This is a genomic window from Paenibacillus thermotolerans (genome assembly GCF_028745515.1).
GTDB classification, from domain to species: domain Bacteria; phylum Bacillota; class Bacilli; order Paenibacillales; family YIM-B00363; genus Paenibacillus_AE; species Paenibacillus_AE thermotolerans.
This window is the reverse complement of record NZ_JAQZSG010000056.1, coordinates 1-18,889: the sequence shown is the minus strand read 5'-3', so window position 1 is coordinate 18,889 and position 18,889 is coordinate 1. Positions and strand designations below refer to the sequence as shown.

The following is an 18,889-nucleotide window of genomic DNA, read 5'->3' as shown; positions in this document are numbered from 1 at the left end:
TTATGGAAATCCTTGTTAGTTAATTGGTCAGTCGTAGAAAAAAAACGCAGACGAACAACATGTTCATCTACGCCGATTGAAGAGAAAGGAAACCTTATTCGAACGCCAGTACGTCCCGCATCGCAAGCCTCGACGCGCGCCACGCAGGCAGGAAGCTGGCCGCCGCGGACAGCGCGAGCGCGCCGGCGAGCCACAGCAGCACGCCGTAAGCCGGAAACACGTAGTCCAACGTGTTTTTAAACAACGAATCGCCGACGGCGTCGGCAAGCATGCGGCTGATCGGCAGCGCCAGCAGGGAGCCGGCAGCCCAGCCGATGAAACCGACGATCAGCCCCTCGGTCACCACGATCCCCCAAACGGACTTGTCGGAGGCGCCGATGCTTCGCAAAATACCGAACTCCCGCGTCCGCTCCATCACGTTCAAGCTCATGCTCCCCATCAGACCGAGCGTCGCGACAATCGCCAGAAGGACGCCCATAACGGTGAGAAAGCCGAGCATGATGCCGAAGCGGCTCTCTTGCAATTCCTTGTAATCGGAAGTTAAGGAGATGCCTGCCGCCGGAACGCCTGCCGCCTCCAGCGCAGACTTGAGCCGCTCCGCCGCTTTCGCCTGCGAGCCCCGGTCGTGCCCCTCCGTCACGATGCGAAGGCCCGAAACCCGATCCGGCAAGCCCGTAACGCTTTCCCACGCGCGGTAAGGCACGAACGACTCCACATCTCCGACCACCTTGCGCGCAATGCCGACTACCTTCCAATCGGACCGTCGGCCGTTTATCTCAAACGTTAGCGTATCTCCCACCGATATCGGATCGGGATCATCGTTAAACATGTACGAGTCTACTACAATCGCCCGATCGTCATCCGGGGACAGCCAGCGGCCCTCGGCGATTACCGGCGTCATCAACCCGGTGTCGGCCGGCGGCGCGGCAACGCTCCAGTCGACACTTTCGGAGCCGTCCGCCCGCGCGCGGTTCGCAATCGCCGAGCCCCAGCCTTCGACCCGAACGACGCCGTCGACGGACTCCGCCGCCAGCTTCGCCTCGGCAAGCGGCTGGGGAGCAGCAAACAAAACCTTCACGTCATACTGCGTATATTGCATGGAACGCTCCAAGGTCAAGTCCATGCTTGCATAAATGCTGGCCACCGATACGACGATCGCTCCGCCGACGCTGAGCGTCGTAAGCGTCAGCAACAGCCTGCCCTTGCGGCGGAACGTATTGCGCAAGGACAGCATGAGCGGCCGAGGCAATCCGCGGATTCGCTCAAGCAGCCGGTCGACTCGCCCCCCGCCGAAGCCGTCGGTGCCTCCGGTGCCGCTCGGAGCGATCGCTTCCCTTACCTCGATGCGGATGCCGCGCCGGATCGGCAGCGCCGCCGCAACGAGCGGCACGCAAATGCCGATAAACAAAGCGGCGGCGACAATGTCCGGCGAGAACCCGTACTCCGAGCTGTCGAAGCCCAGCAGCACATTCGAGGCGCCGGTTACGAATTTCGCGCCGATCAAGCCTAGCGGCAGCCCTAAGGCAATCGCCAGCAAACCGAACATGAGCACGGTGCACAGGTACATGAAGAGCAAATCCTTAGGTCTTGCCCCCAGCACCTTCATGACGCCGACCTGGCGCAGCTGTCCTCCGAGAATGGCGAGCACCGTGTTCACAACTAAAGTGGTGCCGAGCAGCAGCGCCAAAGCTCCGAGCGTTTGGAGGATCGACGTCATCGAGCCGACGATGTTCGCTCCCCAATGCTTCCCCGGCTCGGGAATGATCGTGGCAAGCACCGGCACTTCATGTTCATACAGTACGTTCCGAACCGAAGCCGCCGCTTTCTCGATTTCCCTTTTTTCCCGATCGAGATCCTTGCCCTTCGCCTCGCCGGAATCGGCAACCGTAAACGACAACGTATTCAACTGCCTCGGTAAGCCTAACTGTTCCAACGTATCGAACGTAATATAAACGTACCCTGTGCCCGACAGCGTCGAGGTTTCCCGAACCGGATCCCGCACCGTCCCGGAAATGCGCAGCGTCTTCACGCTGCCGTCCGGCAACTTCAGCCAAAGCTTAGTTCCGACGCTCAGACCGTAGAACGACAGCGCCGTCTCTTCCAGCACCGCTTCCCCGGCCGGCGGCGGATATTCGCCTTTCTCCGGGAGCAGCCGGTCGTTATGTATGAATGAAAAATGTTCGATCGCAACCACATTCACGTCGCGCCAATCCTCGGCCGCAGACTCCTCCACGGCGCTGAGCCGCGCATTCAGCAGAAACCGCCCTTCTGCCGACGCGACCCCTTCCGCCTTTCGGATTGCCTCCAGCAGCGATTCGTCGAAGCCGGACGCCGTCATTACGACGGCATCGGACGGCACGGCCGCTTCATAGCTGTCCGCCATGCCAAGGTTCAGCGTTTCCAAGCTTTGTCCCAGAAGGCTTACGCCGGCCACGCCGATAGCGATGGAAATGACGGCCAGCAGCGTTCTGCCCGGATCCGTAAATAAATCCCGGAGCATCTTCCGCCAGCGCGGGCTAAGCATGGCGCGCCTCTCCCTGCAGGCTGTTCAGTTCTCCGAGCCGCTGCCGGATGATCCGGTCCATCTCTTCTCTTGTTGGCGCGGATTGGAGCAGCAAATCGCCGAACGATTCCCGATCCAGCGCGTACACCTCAAGCGGCTCGCCCGCGCTTGCACGGATCGTCGCCGTACGCACGCCGCCCCGCACGAGCGCGATTTCTCCGAAATATTGCCCCGGACCGATCCGGTTGACCACTATATCGTTGCCGGCCGGGTGGCGCACCAGCACCTCCGCTTGTCCCTTCGTCACGACATAGGCGTAATCCGCCTCGTCGCCCTGCCGCAGCAATATCGCCCCCGGCTCTACGACCACCTTGCGGAAGCGCTGCTGCAGCGCCGTAAGCATATCCACGTCGAGTCCCGGAAACGCGTGGACGATGTGCTGATCGACGATTTCTCCGTCGGCCACGATGACGCTGCGCTTCACCCGATGCGCCAAATCGTTGTCGTGGGTAACCATGACGACGGTTTTGCCTTGTTCGGCCAGCCCCTCAAACAGCTGAAACACTGCGTCCGCCGTCTTGGAGTCGAGACTGCCGGTAGGCTCGTCGCCGATAATGATCGGCGGGTCGTTCGCGAGCGCTCTGGCGATGGCGACGCGCTGCTGCTGGCCGCCCGATACGGCGGACGGCATCTTGTACGCGTGATCGGCCATGCCGACGCGCTCCAGCAGCTCCATCGCCCGGCTTTTGCGCTCCTTCGGCGCCCACATCCGGCAAAAATCCATCGGAAGCATGACGTTTTCCACCAAATTCAACGTCGGAAGCAGCTGAAAAAACTGAAAAATAACGCCGAGCTGCCTGCCCCGCCACTGTGCCAGCGCACTTGCGCCGAGCGTGCTTAATTCGGTCCCGGCGACCTTCACGCCGCCGCTCGTCGGACGGTCGATGCCCGCGATCATGTTCAATAGCGTCGATTTGCCGCTGCCCGATTTGCCGACGATCGCGACAAACTCGCCGGCGGCGATATCCAGATCAATGCCCTTCAGCGCCTTATACTCGGTTCCGCCCGTGCGGAACGTCTTGAAGACCTGCCGGCATTCGATCATCATGTCGGTGTACTGTCGCCGGAACGGTTGACCGCGGCGGCGAACCGCTCCAGAGCTTCCATCAGCAGCGGCCGAGGGCAAGCGCAGTTTATGCGCAAATACCCGCTCCCTTCTTGATCTCCGAATACCGAGCCTTCGCTGAACGCCACCTTGGCTTCCGAGAACATCAGCTTTTTCAAGCCTTCTACATCCCGGCCCAACGCACGGCAATCGACCCAAAGCAAATAAGTTCCTTCCGGACGGATCGGGCGAACGCTCGGAAGACGCTCTTCCAGGAACGCCGCCGCCGCATCGAGATTGCCTTTCAAATAGGGAATCAGCTGATCCAGCCAGTCATCCCCTTCGCTAAATGCGGCGATCGTGGCGGAATGGGCGAAAAAGTTTTGCATATGAAGCGACAGCGTCTTGATCCGATTCGAAAGCTTCGTACGAAGCTTCCCGTTCGCCGCTACGATGAGCGACGATTGAACGCCCGGGATATTGAACGTCTTCGTAGCCGCCAGCAGCGTAACGGACGTCTGCTTTGCTTCTTCGCTGATTGTCGCATACGGCACGTGCTTCGAAGGAGCATAGACGATGTCGCAATGGATTTCGTCGGATACGACGGTAACGCCGTAACGAACCGCAAGCTCCGCCAGCCGCCCAAGCTCCTCGCGGGTCCAAACGCGCCCGCCCGGATTGTGCGGATTGCACAGCAGCATCAGCTTCGCGCCGTCCTTCATCAACCGCTCCAAGCTGTCGTAATCCATTCGGTACTTGCCGTCATCGCCCAACAGAAGAGGGCTTCTCAGCACCTGGCGCCCGTTCGATTTAATCACATCATAGAACGGATAGTATACTGGGGGCTGAAGGATTACCCCGGCTCCCGGCTCCGAAAGCAATTCGACGGACAACGCAAGCGATGTGACGACGCTCGGGCTCATCAAAATCGATTCCGGCTCGATGCTCCAGCCGTGTCTCCGTTCATACCAGCCGCGAATCGCGTTCGTCCACTCGTCCGTTCGGATCGTATATCCGTAAATTCCTTCTTTCGCGCGGGCTACGAGCGCATCGACAATCGGCTGCGCGCACGGAAAATCCATGTCGGCAACCCAAAGCGGCAGCACGTCTTCCCCGCCGAACAGCGACGTCAGCTGATCCCATTTCAGAGAGGACGTATTTTTTCGGTTCATCATCTTGTCAAAATCGTATTTCATCAGATCAGCGCACTCCTCAATGTCAGTCATATATAAGATTGTAACTTTCCACATTACGGACGACAAGAAGTCGACTCTTTTCTTGCAAAAATATGGCCGGGACGCTGAAAGGGAGAGGCGTATGGATGACAAACGGTTGACCGCCCGGTCGGCGATGGAACGTCTGCGGCCATTCATCGGCAAGTGGAAAACGGAAGGCACGATCCGAATGCCGAATAAAGCGGAATTGAAGTTGGATGCCACCGATTTTTCACGAAGAAGACGGCATGTTTGTGACGACATCTTACGTGTTCTAGTGAAATTTTATTTGAGACCGAATTGCGTTCCTCAGTTATAATGGGAGTAAGAATATGCGGAAGGGGTTGGAATATGGACAACATACAACCAGACTTCGATTCCGAGTTCGCTCAACAATATGACTCATTCATCCGTTTAGCTTTACCGGCATATGACGAAGTATTTCCCATGTCCGATACTTTTTTACAACAATCAGCCATTGATGCGTCGAACATGTTGGTCGTTGGGGCTGGAGGAGAGACGGTTCAAAACTGAATTTATTAAAGAGTATTGCGGATCGTCTGAAGCCGGGCGCCCCCTTCATTCTTGTCAGTTTATATGGAGATAAGGAATCGATCGAGTTTCAACGAATATTTAAGGCTTGGAAAGCACGCTTTCAAAGTAACGGAATAAATCCGGAGGAAAGCGAGGATGTCCAAAGGGTGTTGAGGATGCCGCTCATTTCGGAGCAAAGAATACAGGAATTGCTCTATGAAGCCGGCTTCCAGCAGACAACTAAATTTTTCTCCGCCTACCAATTCGGCGGTTGGGCTGCCGAGTTAAAATCCTGATCCGCCAATGACTTCACAATAATATCATTAACCGGGAGGAAAACCGATGGATCCGAAAAAAGTCCCCCGTTAAGCTTGAGCTCCTCCATTCCATGCATTAGTGACTATTCTTTTCACCTAAATAAATCAAAGGGAGATGCGCACTAATGCACATGAATGGACCTGTACAAATTTCTCGATCCGAACGACTTCAGACCTGCCGTGAAATCGCTTCGAGATTACACGAGGCATACGGAGAAAAAATACTTGCCATTGGTGTCTATGGTTCTATATCCAGAGGTATGGACGGCCCTTTCTCGGACATTGAGATGTTTTGCGTACTTAACGAATCAAGCGAATCCGTTGATTTTAGCTATGAATGGTCTGCGGGGCCATGGAAAGCGGAAGTGGACGTCCGCATTGCGGATATTCTCCTTTTAACTGCCCGTACTGTTGAAGGAAGATGGCCGCTGACGCACGGACCTTTCTTTTCCCAACTTCGTCTGTATGATCCCACAGGCTTCTTCCAGAAATTAAAGGAAGCTGCCGAATCGCCGACAAAGGAAGATTTCAGGCTTGCAATCAATGAAGTCCTTGTAGGAGAAATGTACGAGTTTGTCGGGAAATTGAGAAATATCAGTCTCAACGGTCCACACACCTACTTGCCGTACTTGGCAATGGAGTTTGCCCAATACGGAGCTATGCTGGTCGGGTTACACAACCAAAAGCTTTTCTCGACCGGTTCAATGGTTTTACCGGAGGCATTGGAACTGCCTAACCGTCCGGAAGGATTCGACAATGTTGTGCGAATGGTTATGTCTGGAGAGTTATCAGAACCTTCAAAGATCGTTTCAGCTTGTGAAAATTATTGGAACGGCCTTGTGCGTTGGGCAGCCGAACACGACTACGTAATTAGTACGCAACGAATCCCGTTTTGAACCGGATTTACGATAGTTTAGGCCAAAGACCCCTTTTGCAAGGGGTCTTTGGCGTTGGCACAGTTGAATTTTGTTACTACCCCGCCGATCACCCTCGTACCAACCGACTTAGCACCAAACTTTGTGACTAACCCCACTTGTCAGCACCTTATGCCATGCCGGTCTTCCGCGCCGCCTTCACGAGCGCATCCGCGGCGAAATCGAGCTCCTCCCGCGTATGCATCGCCGTGACGATCAGGCGCACGCGACCTTTATCCATCGCAACCGTCGGATATACGATTCCTTGGGCGAAGACGCCCTCCTCCAGCAGCGCGTCGGAAAACCGCATCGTCTGCTCGGGCGTTCCGCAAATAATCGGGATGATCGGCGTCTCGGAGGCGCCGGTATCGAAGCCGAGCGACTGCACCTTCCCCCGGAAATAGCGCGTATTGTCCCACAGCCGATCCACCAGCTCGGACGATCCCCTCAGCACCTTCACGGCTGCCAGGCAAGACGCCGCAACCGCCGGCGGCGCCGAGGTGGAAAACAGGAACGAACGCGCCTTGTGCGTCAAGTAATTCTTCAGCGCCTGCGCCCCGGCAACATAGCCTCCGACAACGCCGACGGCCTTCGACAGCGTCCCGACCTGCACGTGCACGCGGCCGTGCAGTCCGAAATGATCCGTCGATCCCTTCCCGCTCTTGCCCAGCACGCCGCTGGCGTGCGCGTCGTCGACGTATACGAGCGCGTCGTATTTCTCGCACAACGCGACGATATCCGGCAGCGGCGCAATGTCGCCGTCCATCGAGAAAACTCCGTCCGTGACGACGACCCGCTGGCGGTACCCCCCGCATTCGCGAAGCTCCGCCTCGAGCGCATCCATATCCTTATGCGGGTACACTCTTCGCGACGCTTTCGTCAGCCGGATGCCGTCGATGATGGACGCGTGGTTCAGCTCATCGCTGACGACGACGTCCTCCGGCCCGAGAATCGACGACAGCACGCCCAAATTCGTCGTATACCCGGACTGGAACACGAGCGCGGCTTCGGTGCCTTTGAACGCCGCAAGCTCCCGCTCCAGCTCGTCGTGAATATCCAGCGTACCGGTAATCGTCCGGACGCTGCCGCTGCCGGCGCCGTACTTCTCGGTCGCCGCTGCGGCCGCAGCCTTCAGCTCCGGGTGATTCGTCAGTCCCAAATAATTGTTGGACGACAGCTGCAGCACACGGCGCCCGTTCAGCATCATCCATTTGTCCGAGCCGCTCTCCCAAACGGTCAGTTCGCGGTATCTTCCATCCAGCCGCAGCAATTCAAGTTCCCGCTCAAGCACGCGCCAATCCGCCATACCTTGTAAACCTCCCTTTTTATTTCACTCGCACGAACGATCTATTCCCCAACCGTGAACACAACTTTACCGCAGCGTCCGGAGCGAACGAGCTCGAACGCTTCCTCGAACCGCTCCAATCGGAACCGGTGCGTGACGAGCTGCGACAGATCGACTCTCCCGCTTCCGAGCAAACCTTTCATTTGCTCCCACGTCTCGTACATCCGGCGTCCGGTTATGCCGTGCACCGTTAATCCTTTAAATATGATATCCTTCGCGAAATCGACCGGAATATCCTTCGTCGGGATGCCGAGCATCGCCACGCGTCCCGCGTTCGCCGCCGAGGCGAACGCTCCCCGAATCGCATCGGGATGGCCGCTCATCTCCAGCACCGCCTCCGCGCCCAAACCGTCCGTCGCTTCGCGAATCGCCTCTTCCATCGGGGTTTGCGCCGAGTTCACGCATACGTCCGCTCCGAACCGCTTCGCCATCTCAAGCCGGTACTCGTTCACGTCGACCGCGATGATCGTTCCGGCGCCGCAAGCGCGCGCCACCGCAACCGCCATCAGGCCGATCGCGCCGACGCCGACGACGGCAACGGTCCGGCCGACGACCGGCCCGGACAGCACCGTATGCACCGCATTGCCGAGCGGGTCTTGCAGGCATGCGATTTCGTGCGGCACCGACGGGTCGTTCTTAATGACGTTGGACGCCTTCACGACCGCGAATTCGGCGAAGCAGCCGTTCGCGGTAATGCCGAAGCTTCGCGTGTTCGGGCAAACGTGCGCGTTCCCCGTTCGGCATGCCCGGCAAACGCCGCATACCATATGCCCTTCGGCGGACACATGATCGCCCGCTTTCACATGCTTTACGTCTTCGCCGACACATTCCACTACGCCCGCAAACTCATGCCCGAATACGATCGGCGTATGAACCGTCCGCTGCGCCCACTCGTCCCAATCGTAAATATGCAAATCCGTACCGCAAATGGACGCAGCCTTCACGCGCACCAGCACTTCATCCGGCTGAATCGTGGGAACCGCAACGTCCGCGAACATCGCGCCCGGACCCCGATGCGTCTTCATTAACGCTTTCATCACCGCTCTCCCCGTCCCTCCGCGCGCCGGCTCCTCGATCGGCACCGCAACCGCCGTTTCCGTTTCGCTCATCGTAGTCGCACACCCTTTCCCCAGCCCCGCTTATTTCCATCGCATTATGTTTATGTACAATATATTATACGTTTGGTTTATTATATTGTACATCATCTTTTTCATGCCGCGAAACTTTTTGTTGGTGGTTATGCGCATTTTTTTGGTATGATACTGAGCATGAGAAAGGGGTTCGGAATTGAAAATGGAGCAAATGGAACCGATCCATAAGAAAGTAGGCAAAAATCTGCAAGCCATTCGCAAATCGAGAGGACTGAGCCTGGACGGCGCGGCTGAGCTTACGGGAGTCAGCAAAGCGATGCTCGGCCAAATCGAGCGCGGCGATTCCAATCCGACAATTTCCGTGTTATGGCGAATCGTCAGCGGCCTCCGCATCTCGTTCACGACGCTGATCGAGGATACGGAGTCGGAGGTAACGGTCGTCTCTGCGGACACGCTGGAGCCTTTCGTGGAGGAGGACGGCGCTTACCGCGCGTTTCCGCTGTTCCCGTACAACCCGAGAACGAAATTCGAGTCGTATTTGGTCGAGATCGACCCCGGCTGCTCCCACGCATCGGAGGCGCATAACGACGGGGTGGAGGAATATATTTTTATTCAAAAGGGCGCGCTGGAGCTGTCTTTCGGCGATGAAACGTATACGGCGAAGGAAGGAAGCTCGATGCATTTTGCGGCGAACCGCGCTCACACGTACAGGAACACGGGCGAGGAAACGGCCAGGTTTTATACGGTCATTTTTTACGCGGATGCGGCGTCGAGAGGGTAAAAAAAGGAGCCTGATTTCAGGCTCCTTCGTTTTGCGGTATTACCTCGAAGCACATGATCCCGTTATTGTCCACAATCACGAATTCTTCTGAAGACAACGGAATAATTTGCGAAGACGAAATCGTTCTGTTATCCACTGCGAGTATGAAGCGTAAGGCGCCTTCGCTGTCCAGTCCATGGACGGTCCCGCCTGTTGTCGAAATATACGCATTGCCCGCTTTGTCCGCTGTGAGCGTGCTTTCAAACAAGCTGTATCCTCTGCTTCTTTCCGTTTGGCTTAGCGTATACTCCCAAACGACTTTACCGGTTACAGGATCGATGCGCCGTAGCGTATTTTTTTCTGAAGGAGCCGCGTATTCCTCCATACGGCCGACATACGAAGCGCCGGTCTTCTGAAGCTTGCCGTCAGAGAGCCGGTACGTTCCGTCGCTTGTGAGCAAGGTTCCGTCTTCAAGCACAGCCGGGAATAACGGTTCCTTCTGTGCAAGCAAGGTATTGCCTTCAGAATCCAGAATGACAAAGCCGTCCTCATACGATATGTAAAGATGATTTGAAGCGTCCGTACCTAGCCCGCCGAATGGTCCGAAGGCCGAAACGACTCCGTCTTCCGTCCGCCATTCCCGATGTACCCACAGCCGTTCCCCGTCCGTGTTATAAGCGGCTAGTCCGTCATCGGTCAAGATGATCAATCGATCCTCGCGATCCACGATCGCTTCGACGAACAGTTTTTCCAGCGTAGGCTCGCCGGCATCCGTAAACCATGGAAAAATATTGGCGTCCTTGTATACCGGTATTTCCCACTCGAAGAGACTTTCCCCTAAGAGATCTCCGATCTTATACCCATGTTCCCCGGCGAAGGCGATGATGAGAGTCTCCTTGGATTGTCCGTAAGGCGATTCCCTCAGTACGTTTCCATCGCGGTCGGTGACGATCGTTTTGTCGAAGCCGAAAAATATGAGCTCGTTATCGCCTGCAGCGAATCCTTCGAACATTTGGTGAGGACTCTCGTCTTCCATCGACCATTTTAAACGGATATCGCCCCTATGTTTGAGTACGACCGGCATCCCCTTATCGTTCATGACCGGCAGCTTGACCGTCTCCGTCAACGCCATCTTCGCCGTTACGATATTGACGGTCTTGGTTTCGGCAAGCCACTCCGTATCGGCTCCCAATGCTTCGCTAATAAACCGAACCGGCACATACACGCTGTTATTTACGAACACCGGAGGCTGGGCCAGCGCAACCGTCTCTTCATTCCGTGTCGCGATTGCGGATCCGACATGCAGCGTGATCGTCAGATCGCCCTTTTTCCCGGTAATTTTTTTCGAGTCCGGCTCATATTCGACGTTCGCTCCCAGCGATTCGAAGATGAGCCGCAGCGGAACCATGACGCTTCCGTTCCGGTTTACCGGCGCTTGCTTGGAATTCAACGGTTTCCCGTCAATCGTGAGCCGGTACGTTTCGGTTCCTGCCAAAGCCGTACCGGAAAATGCGGCAAGCAATAAAGCAAAGACAAATCCGGTAAGGAATAATTTTTTCATTAGTCCTCCAGCATCTCCAGCTCTTCATAAACGTACTTGATCGGAACCGCAAAATATAAATCCGAATTTTCCGCTTTCCATGTGTTTACGCCGAGGACATTGCCGTATTCGTCCAAAAGCACCCCGCCGCTCGAGCCGGGCTCGATGATCGCCGTATGCTGAATATAATCGATGCCGTCGATCGTGCGAATTCCCGAAACGATTCCGTCGGTTACCGTATTTTCGAGTCCGAGCGGGCTTCCGATGGCATACACCTTGTCGCCGATTTCCGGAAGCTCCGTTTCCGTCTTCAAATATTTCGAAGGCTTCGCCCCGGTCGTGCCTCCGTTGCTGTTGTAGCTTGTCGACAGAACAAGTCCGAATAAGTCGCTGTCCGGATTTTCAAACAAATACCATCCTTCGTTATCGTAATGCCGTCCGTCGATTTTGGCGCGAAGCCCGATAGCCCCTTCCATCACATGAAAGTTCGTAATGAACAGCCCGTCCTCGATCATGAAGCCGGAGCCAGTGCTTACGATTTTACCGGCTTCGTCATACGTCTCGACGTACCCGACACGGTCTCTCAGCTTCGCTATTTCTTTAACCGATAAAGGCTTTTGTACGATTTTGCCTTCCATGTACGCCTGTTCGCGCAATTGCTGCTCGGTCAATTTACCAAGCGCATATTCCTCCAAAACTTTATCTTCGAGCCAAATTTTCCCTAATTCCTTCTCATTCTCGTCTTCATAAATGACTATATAATTGATGAGATCCAGACGGTCGAGAACCGCGAAAATTTTGACAAGGCTGCTCCAATCGGCATCGAATCCGCGTTTCTGCTCATAGGTTAAGGCGGCAAACGTGCCTTCGTCGTTTGTTCCCATTACGATCGCGTATCCGCCTAGCCGCTCGACATCCTTGATCAACTGAGCGACATCTAGCGGCTTCGCCGTTTCCTGCGGCTGCGGGATTTGCTTTACAACATCCACCGTCTGATTTTTTTGATCCCACGTGTAGTTTATGCCGGCCTCCTTCAAAAGGTAGATCGGAACCATCGTCCGGCCTTGATAGCTGATGACAGGGACGTCGGATACTTTAACGGGCGCGCCGTCGACCGTAAGCCTGATAATGTTGTTGCCCTTATAAGTGCCCCATAAGCTCGAAGCGCTGGCAACTCCTGCGAATAGTAAGGATGCGAGAACGATTGCGATGACTTTTTTCATGACGACATCTCCCCCATTTTTGACAACAAAAAAATGCCCCCTAAACCGGCAACCCGGCTGCCATCCCATTTGACACAGTCTACTAACAACATGCGACTAATGGATTAGGCCCGTGGCTTTGCGTCCCTGACTTTCGACCAGGTTTGCCCTTTTCAATTCATGAAGCACTTCATACAAAAATACTACTATTCCATAACTCTAGCAAATATTGGCTCTATTATACTGTGGTATTTTGTCGTTTTCAATCGAAATCTGTAAAATATTTAGGAAATTAGCCCTAACGCCGCTTTAAGATAAATAAACCGTGTGTCCGTACATCGTCCGCAGCCGCTCGACCGCTTCTTCAAGAACGGTATCGTCAAACCCGTCCAGCGAACGAATCGCGTCCTCTTTGTCCTGCTGCGGCATTTCGTTCCCTAAATAAAGCGCCCACAGCACGATATGCTCCCTGCACTCCTCCAGCTCATACCGGTTAAAATAAATATAAGCTTTATGCAGGTAGCTCGGCGCATGGCTCGGATCCAGCCGAATCGCCTGATCGAAATACTCCATGGCGGATTCGCTCTCCATGTTTTCATATTCGACCTTGCCCAAATTGTAATACCCCAGCGGCGAAGACGGCTCGTGCTTTATATACGTCTGCGCGTCCGACTTGGCTCGTTCGTAATCCTCCAATACGTAATAGGCATATCCCCTGGCGTGATAGAGCGCCGGATAGCCCGGCTCCAGAGCAATCGCGCGCGTATAATCTTGAACGGCTTGCTCATACCTTTCCGTGTCCAAATAGCATTGCGCCCTGTATTCCAGATAGCGAAAGTAATCCGGCTGCAGTTCGATCGCTTTCGTAAATTCGCCGATTGCAAGCTCCCATTCCTTAAGCGCTTTATAAATGTGACCGGTCCCCACGAGGTAGGAAGGGTCCTGCCGCAGCTCCGGTTCCAGCTGCGCCGCTGCGCTCATCTCAAGCAGCGCCTCCTCGTACCTGCCCTGCAAATAATGAACGTAGCCCTTCCTGCTTCTGGCCTCGGCATGATCATGCAGCTCCATCGCTCGCGAGAACGCTTTCTCCGCTTCGGGGAGCCGGTCCAGTTGAAGCATAATTTCCCCCTGCTGCATGAAGTTCATATGATCGTCGTCTTCGAGCTTGAGCAGCTCATCGTTGATTTGCAGCGCCTCTTCCATTCTTCCCAACCGATAATAGCTGTCCGACAGCCAGTAGCAAGCGAGTGTAGTCGGATTTGTCTTATAAAGCTCCTGAAACACTTCGAGCGCCTTTTCCTCCAGGCCTGCTTGCCGGTATGCCCGCACCTTTCCCAAATAGCCGTCATTGTCCGTCGGGCTTAGCCGAATCGCTCGGTCAAAATCGTTCAGCGCCGGCTCTAATCTTTCCCATTCCAAATAAAGCCTGCCTCTTTTGACATAGAGCCCTGAAGCTTCCGGATACAGCTCGACCGCTTGGGTTAAAGCGTTCGCCGCTTGCTCGTAATCGTTCAATTTCACATACAGCTCCGAAAGCAGCGGACGAAACGAGTGATTGGCGGCGATAATTTTCTGAAACGTCACAAACGCGCCGTAGCTGTAATTGGTCGTCGCCGCAAACAGCGCATAGCCTTTATCAGGCTTCGCTTCGTAAAAATCGAGCAGCCCGATTCCCTTCTGCAGCGCCTCGACCGCTTCGTTCGTCCTGCCCAGCGCATCGAGCGTCCTTGCCAGCGTGTGATAGTATTCGGGGATCGTTTTCGGCGTGTTTATCGTCTTTTGCAAATATTGCTCCGCCTCTTCGTACAGGCCGTGTTCGTAATAAGTCATTGCCAGCTCATAGTAAGTTGAAATGACGGTGCTTTGAGGTTCCCTTTTTATCGATTCATGCAAATCCCGGATCGCTTCCTCGTACTTGCCCAGATCTTTATATGCGAGCCCGCGGGTATACCAGTTCAAGTAATTGTCGGGGTTCATTCGAATCGCTTCGTCCAAATCGGCGATCGCTTCCTCTTCCCGGTACATTTCCCTTAAGATGTGGGCTCTTCGCTCATACAAAAAGCTGTTCGAAGGATGCTGCGCGATCGCCTCGGTCAAATACGCCAAAGCCTCCTCCGACTTCCCGACGTTATGAAGCGACTCGGCCAGCATCGATTTATGCTCCGCCGTAGACAGCGTCCGCTCGGCTCTCGATAAAAATCGTTCGGCTAATCTATAGTTTTTCTTCTTCGCGTAGTAGGTGCCGAGCATTTTCCAAATCATACGTCTTCCTCCGCCATGGTTGTCTGCCATACCATCATAGCATGTTTACAGCGGCGTAAAGCGTGAAATTTTACCTTTTTCCCTTACTCTTAAAGCAAAAAGCCCCAAGGCTTCCCTTGGGACCGTTTCATATGCTTTCTCTCACCTTCCGGAGCAGCAGCAGCACGTGGTAATGATATAAACCCGCTGCCGCGCCTACCCAAACCAGGTAGTCGAACGGATTGACTTCCAATCGCCTCAGCACGAACGAAATATATAAGACCATAACGGCCGCTCCGCCGGCTGCGTATGCGGCAAGCGAGACGGCGTAACGAGCCCGGCTGCCGACCTTCGGGACCTGATCCTTCCATGCTTCCAAGAAGTACGATACGAGCGTGCCGCCGACGACAAACGCGGGTGCGCCGAATATAAGCAAAAACAAATACATGCTGGAGAAGGAAACGAGCTCGCTTAATAACAAAGCGAGGATGAGCGGAAACGTGAGCGCGGAAACGATCGCTGCAGCAAGCAGGAGCGGGAATCTTCCACTCCGTCCGCCGGGGCTCTTCGTTTCTCCCTCGATTACGACGCTCGCATATTCACCCGGCCGATGCTCGGCGACGTACCGGTCTTCCGCGGGCATCCATTGCTCCTCCCAGACGACGCGTTGACGCTCACCGTCTCGTTCGATGCCCCGCTGCAGGCGAACGGTTCTCGGGGTGTCCACCCAGACCGTGTAGTCGTAATAATCGCGAAGCTCCCTGCGGAGCGATGTAACCCCTTCGACGATTACGATGCCGCCGGGCGGCACCTCGCGCCACTCGGCAAGCCGGTCCGTCTCCCAGTCGTAACGCTGGTAACGACTCGTCTCGTTTCGGCGAAGCGGTTCGATGACCTGAGCGAGCAGCCGCCGCCAATCGAAATTTCCGCCCGCTTCCGCTTCGTTTCCGCCGGCGGTCCCCCTTTGCTCAGAGGGTTTATAGAAATCGTCCATGTGAATCACAGTCACCGTCTCGGGGCTTTGCCGGCGCAGCTCCTCCGCAAAGGTGCTTTTTCCCGAGCCTCCGCACCCGTCAATGCCGATCAGGAACGTTTCCGTTTTACGTTTCGACGCGGTTATCGTCGCCCAAACATTTGCAGCTCCGCTTCCATATTTCACGGCGCCCACCTCTTTCGCATGTGTATTTCTTTGACGTTTCCGATCACGCAAAGGTTACCGTGACTTCCGTATAAATGTTCGAACGACTGCCGCACAATTCACTTATTTGCGAAATAATCGACGAGGAAACGTTGAAACTGCCGCGCGGCTTTTGATAAATATCGAGCTTCATACCACGATACGGAAAAAGCGCGTTTGTTATCCGCACCGGCGATGCTTAGCAGCGTATACTGCGGCGCTTCATCGCCTTTGCAGCTTGGAACAAAAGCGACCCCTAATCCGGCCTGCACCAGATTGCCCAGTGCGGCCGGCTCTTCCACTTCACAAACGATGTTCCGCTTGATACCCGCTTTTCGGCTAATCTCGTCGTTGACTTGGCGAAACGGGTGGCCGATCTTGTATTCGATGAACGCGTCGTCGGCCACTTGCTCCAAAGTAATGCTGCTCTGCGCTTCATACCGATGGCCTCGCGGAACGGCAAGAAAAACCTCTGTCTGAAGAACGGGCAATTCGCGAATACCCGGCTTCTGAAAAGACGTCGGACCGAAACCAAGATCTGCGCCGCCCTGTTCCAAAAGCTCCGCAATGCTGCCCGTCTTGGCCGGAGCAATCTGGTTGATGCGGAAGCTCACATCCGGATACCGTTCGCGAAATACAGCTATAGCCGGTGAAAGGCGGCTTAAAGCGTTCGTTGCGATGCTGACCGTTCCCCGTTCCAATCCCGCCATATCCTTCACTTCTTTTCGCCCTTCTTCCAGCAAAGACAAAGAAGCTTCCACTTTGGCAAGAAACACTTTACCGTAGCTGTTAAGACGAATTTGCCGGTTCGTTCGATCGAACAGCGGAACCCCTACGTCTTCCTCCAGTCTGGAAATCATCTTGCTGAGCGCAGGCTGCGTGATATGGAGCTGTTCAGCAGCCTTAGTCATGTGTTCCAATTTGGCGGTCGTTAGAAAATATTGCAACTGCAGCAGTTCCAATAGTCATCACCTTCGATTCATAACTTTCAGTTTATGATTACATAGAAAAAGATATATTTTTTATTATTTATTTAGGATTGTAAAATAATCCGTAACCAAAAGAAAGGGTGACTTGGAATGAAATCGGAAAAGCTGTTATATGTCCTCGCATTCACCATGATTGTTTCTTCCATGAGCGCGACGATGTTCAATATTGTGCTGCCGAGCATGAGCGAAGAGTTCCGGCTTTCTTACTCGCAAGTGAGCTGGGTGTCGGCGATCTACTTTCTCATCTATGCGATCGGTTCCGCCGTGTACGGCAAATTAGCCGATCTGTATAAATTGAAGAACTTACTGACGTTCGGAATCATCTTTTTCTGTTTCGGCTCTTTCATCGGACTGGCTTCCCAAGGCTACTGGATGGTTCTCTTAGGAAGAATCTTGCAAGCATGCGGTGCGGCGGTCATTCCCGCAACGGCGATGATCGTCCCGATCCGATACTTCCCTGCGGAAAACCGGGGATGGGCGCTCGGCACTACGGCAACAGGACTCGCGATCGGCAGTGCGGTCGGTCCGGTCGTGTCCGCAATGCTCGTCAGCTTCGCTCATTGGCGGTGGCTGTTCTGCCTTCCGCTCTTGCTTCTGTTTACATTGCCGTTATTCCGCAAATATCTTGGCGATGAGCAGGGGAAGGGCGAAAAGCTTGACCTGATCGGCGGCGGATTACTGGCAGTCACCGTAGCTTGTTTGCTGCTCGCCGTTACGTTCGAGGATTGGCTTCCCGCCGCAATTAGCGCGGTTGCTTTGCTCTTATTCGTTCTTCGCATTCGCAAAGCGGCATCGCCGTTCGTAAATCCGAAATTGTTCGGCAATCGAAATTATTCGTTCGGTCTTGTAATTGCGATTTTGCTCGTCAGTGTTTCGTTTGCCCTGCCATTCCTAACGCCACAGCTGTTAGCCGATGTTCATAAGCTTTCACCCGGGCTCATTGGCTTTGCGATGGTGCCCGGAGCGGCCGTCTCCGCATTTCTGGGACGAAAAGCAGGGAAGCTGGCGGATAAAAAGGGAAATGCGACGCTGTTCACGATCGCCAGCGGCTTGCTTTTCATTTGTTTTACCTTGATGTCTTTGTTTGCGGGTATACTTCCGGCGATCGTTGCCGTCTTTCTGATTTTCGGCAATGTCGGACAAACGTTCCTTCAAATTGCTTTATCCAACACGATCTCCGGAACGCTGCCGAAAGAGCAGACAGGAGTCGGCATGGGACTGTTATCGATGTTGAATTTTTTAGCGGGGGCAGTATCTGCAAGCGTCTTCGGAAAAATCGTGGATCAAGGTGCGGCGTTTCGATTGAATCCGTTCTATGCGTTCCCGGACTCCTATGTGTACAGTAATATTTACTTTGTTTTGGCGCTTGTCGTTTTGGGAGTATGGATCTTTTACCTTATAAAGTTCGGGGAAAAGTCTTTGAAATCCGATACAGTTACATCCGGGCTTAAAGAAAAGTCTCTGATAAAGTGAATTGTTGATTATAATGGTTGTGTTTGATTTCATTGAACAACCGGGGCAGATTTGTGCATCTTTCCAATCTCTGGGAAATTATCAGGAATAAATATTGAGAAAGGGGGATATAAAATGAACCCACAGCTATTGCGTGTTCTGATAGCCTGTATCGGCATTGTTATTACTTCCCTTATGTAACAACCGTTCGAGTTTTTGTACACTGTGGCTAATTCGAACTCAGTATTTTGGTTTTACGGATTAGTCATTTTCACATTTTTAGTTGCTCTATTCATTGAATTGATTCCTTTTTCCAAGAGACTGACTCCTTCGTGGGGGTTACTCGGATTTACTTTTGGAATTGCAGTGGTAATGTTCTTCCTCCATAGCAGTGTAATTCCATTAATCACAGGGTTTACTCCGTTTGTAAAGGCACTCGTTTCGTCCCATTGGATGGCGCTGTAACCGTCAAGTACTTTTGAACACTTTTTGCTAAATAACTTTG

Annotated in this window: 15 protein-coding genes and 1 riboswitch; of the genes, 4 read left to right on the top strand and 11 right to left on the bottom strand. The window is 54.2% G+C overall.

Annotation, left to right across the window (positions count from 1 at the left end; all coding sequences use genetic code 11):
* Nucleotides 1–94: 94 nt before the first annotated feature.
* The 3 genes from PT964_RS24975 to PT964_RS24965 are packed head-to-tail and all read right to left on the bottom strand — an operon-like array spanning nucleotide 95 to nucleotide 4,804.
* Nucleotides 95–2,524, bottom strand: coding sequence for an ABC transporter permease (locus PT964_RS24975; protein ID WP_274366088.1), 2,430 nt, complete (start codon nucleotides 2,522–2,524; stop codon nucleotides 95–97).
* On the bottom strand, nucleotides 2,517–3,611 hold the full coding sequence (locus PT964_RS24970; RefSeq protein ID WP_274366087.1) for an ABC transporter ATP-binding protein: 1,095 nt from the start codon (nucleotides 3,609–3,611) through the stop codon (nucleotides 2,517–2,519). The genes PT964_RS24975 and PT964_RS24970 overlap by 8 nt, the downstream gene beginning before the upstream one ends.
* Nucleotides 3,608–4,804, bottom strand: a complete 1,197-nt coding sequence (locus tag PT964_RS24965; protein WP_274366086.1) for a MalY/PatB family protein — start codon at nucleotides 4,802–4,804, stop codon at nucleotides 3,608–3,610. The genes PT964_RS24970 and PT964_RS24965 overlap by 4 nt, the downstream gene beginning before the upstream one ends.
* A gap of 369 nt (nucleotides 4,805–5,173) precedes the next feature.
* On the opposite strand from PT964_RS24965, the gene PT964_RS24960 reads away from it, so the two are divergent.
* Nucleotides 5,174–5,356, top strand: a complete 183-nt coding sequence (locus PT964_RS24960) for a hypothetical protein (protein WP_274366085.1) — start codon at nucleotides 5,174–5,176, stop codon at nucleotides 5,354–5,356.
* Nucleotides 5,357–5,798: 442 nt separating this feature from the next.
* Nucleotides 5,799–6,569, top strand: coding sequence for an ANT(4')-I family aminoglycoside nucleotidyltransferase (locus PT964_RS24955; protein ID WP_274366084.1), 771 nt, complete (start codon nucleotides 5,799–5,801; stop codon nucleotides 6,567–6,569).
* Nucleotides 6,570–6,717: 148 nt separating this feature from the next.
* Here the strand turns inward: PT964_RS24955 and PT964_RS24950 are convergent, their stop codons facing one another.
* Both PT964_RS24950 and tdh read right to left on the bottom strand, forming a co-directional pair.
* A complete protein-coding gene (locus PT964_RS24950; RefSeq protein ID WP_274366083.1) occupies nucleotides 6,718–7,893 on the bottom strand; it encodes a glycine C-acetyltransferase in 1,176 nt (391 codons plus the stop codon).
* 41 nt (nucleotides 7,894–7,934) lie between these two features.
* Nucleotides 7,935–8,969, bottom strand: a complete 1,035-nt coding sequence (gene tdh, locus PT964_RS24945; protein WP_274366090.1) for an L-threonine 3-dehydrogenase — start codon at nucleotides 8,967–8,969, stop codon at nucleotides 7,935–7,937.
* A gap of 265 nt (nucleotides 8,970–9,234) precedes the next feature.
* Between tdh and PT964_RS24940 the strand changes: the two genes are divergently transcribed.
* Nucleotides 9,235–9,804 (top strand): helix-turn-helix domain-containing protein, encoded by a 570-nt coding sequence (locus PT964_RS24940; protein ID WP_274366089.1) that lies wholly within the window; start codon nucleotides 9,235–9,237, stop codon nucleotides 9,802–9,804.
* A gap of 16 nt (nucleotides 9,805–9,820) precedes the next feature.
* Here the strand turns inward: PT964_RS24940 and PT964_RS24935 are convergent, their stop codons facing one another.
* From PT964_RS24935 to PT964_RS24915, 5 genes are all read right to left on the bottom strand, one after another.
* Nucleotides 9,821–11,344, bottom strand: coding sequence for a stalk domain-containing protein (locus PT964_RS24935; RefSeq protein ID WP_274366082.1), 1,524 nt, complete (start codon nucleotides 11,342–11,344; stop codon nucleotides 9,821–9,823).
* Nucleotides 11,344–12,546 (bottom strand): trypsin-like peptidase domain-containing protein, encoded by a 1,203-nt coding sequence (locus PT964_RS24930; protein WP_274366081.1) that lies wholly within the window; start codon nucleotides 12,544–12,546, stop codon nucleotides 11,344–11,346. Before PT964_RS24930 ends, PT964_RS24935 begins: the two co-directional genes overlap by 1 nt.
* Nucleotides 12,547–12,590: 44 nt before the next feature.
* A riboswitch (cyclic di-GMP riboswitch) is annotated at nucleotides 12,591–12,704 on the bottom strand.
* A 130-nt stretch (nucleotides 12,705–12,834) separates the two neighbouring features.
* Nucleotides 12,835–14,787, bottom strand: a complete 1,953-nt coding sequence (locus PT964_RS24925; protein WP_274366080.1) for a tetratricopeptide repeat protein — start codon at nucleotides 14,785–14,787, stop codon at nucleotides 12,835–12,837.
* 127 nt (nucleotides 14,788–14,914) lie between these two features.
* Complete coding sequence (locus PT964_RS24920; protein WP_274366079.1) at nucleotides 14,915–15,925, bottom strand: uridine kinase family protein; 1,011 nt, start codon at nucleotides 15,923–15,925, stop codon at nucleotides 14,915–14,917.
* A 98-nt stretch (nucleotides 15,926–16,023) separates the two neighbouring features.
* On the bottom strand, nucleotides 16,024–16,905 hold the full coding sequence (locus PT964_RS24915) for a LysR family transcriptional regulator (RefSeq protein WP_274366078.1): 882 nt from the start codon (nucleotides 16,903–16,905) through the stop codon (nucleotides 16,024–16,026).
* A 117-nt stretch (nucleotides 16,906–17,022) separates the two neighbouring features.
* On the opposite strand from PT964_RS24915, the gene PT964_RS24910 reads away from it, so the two are divergent.
* A complete protein-coding gene (locus PT964_RS24910; RefSeq protein ID WP_274366077.1) occupies nucleotides 17,023–18,405 on the top strand; it encodes an MFS transporter in 1,383 nt (460 codons plus the stop codon).
* Nucleotides 18,406–18,638: 233 nt separating this feature from the next.
* Here the strand turns inward: PT964_RS24910 and PT964_RS24905 are convergent.
* Nucleotides 18,639–18,889 (bottom strand): hypothetical protein (locus tag PT964_RS24905; protein ID WP_274366076.1); only part of this gene is annotated, 251 nt, incomplete at its 5' end.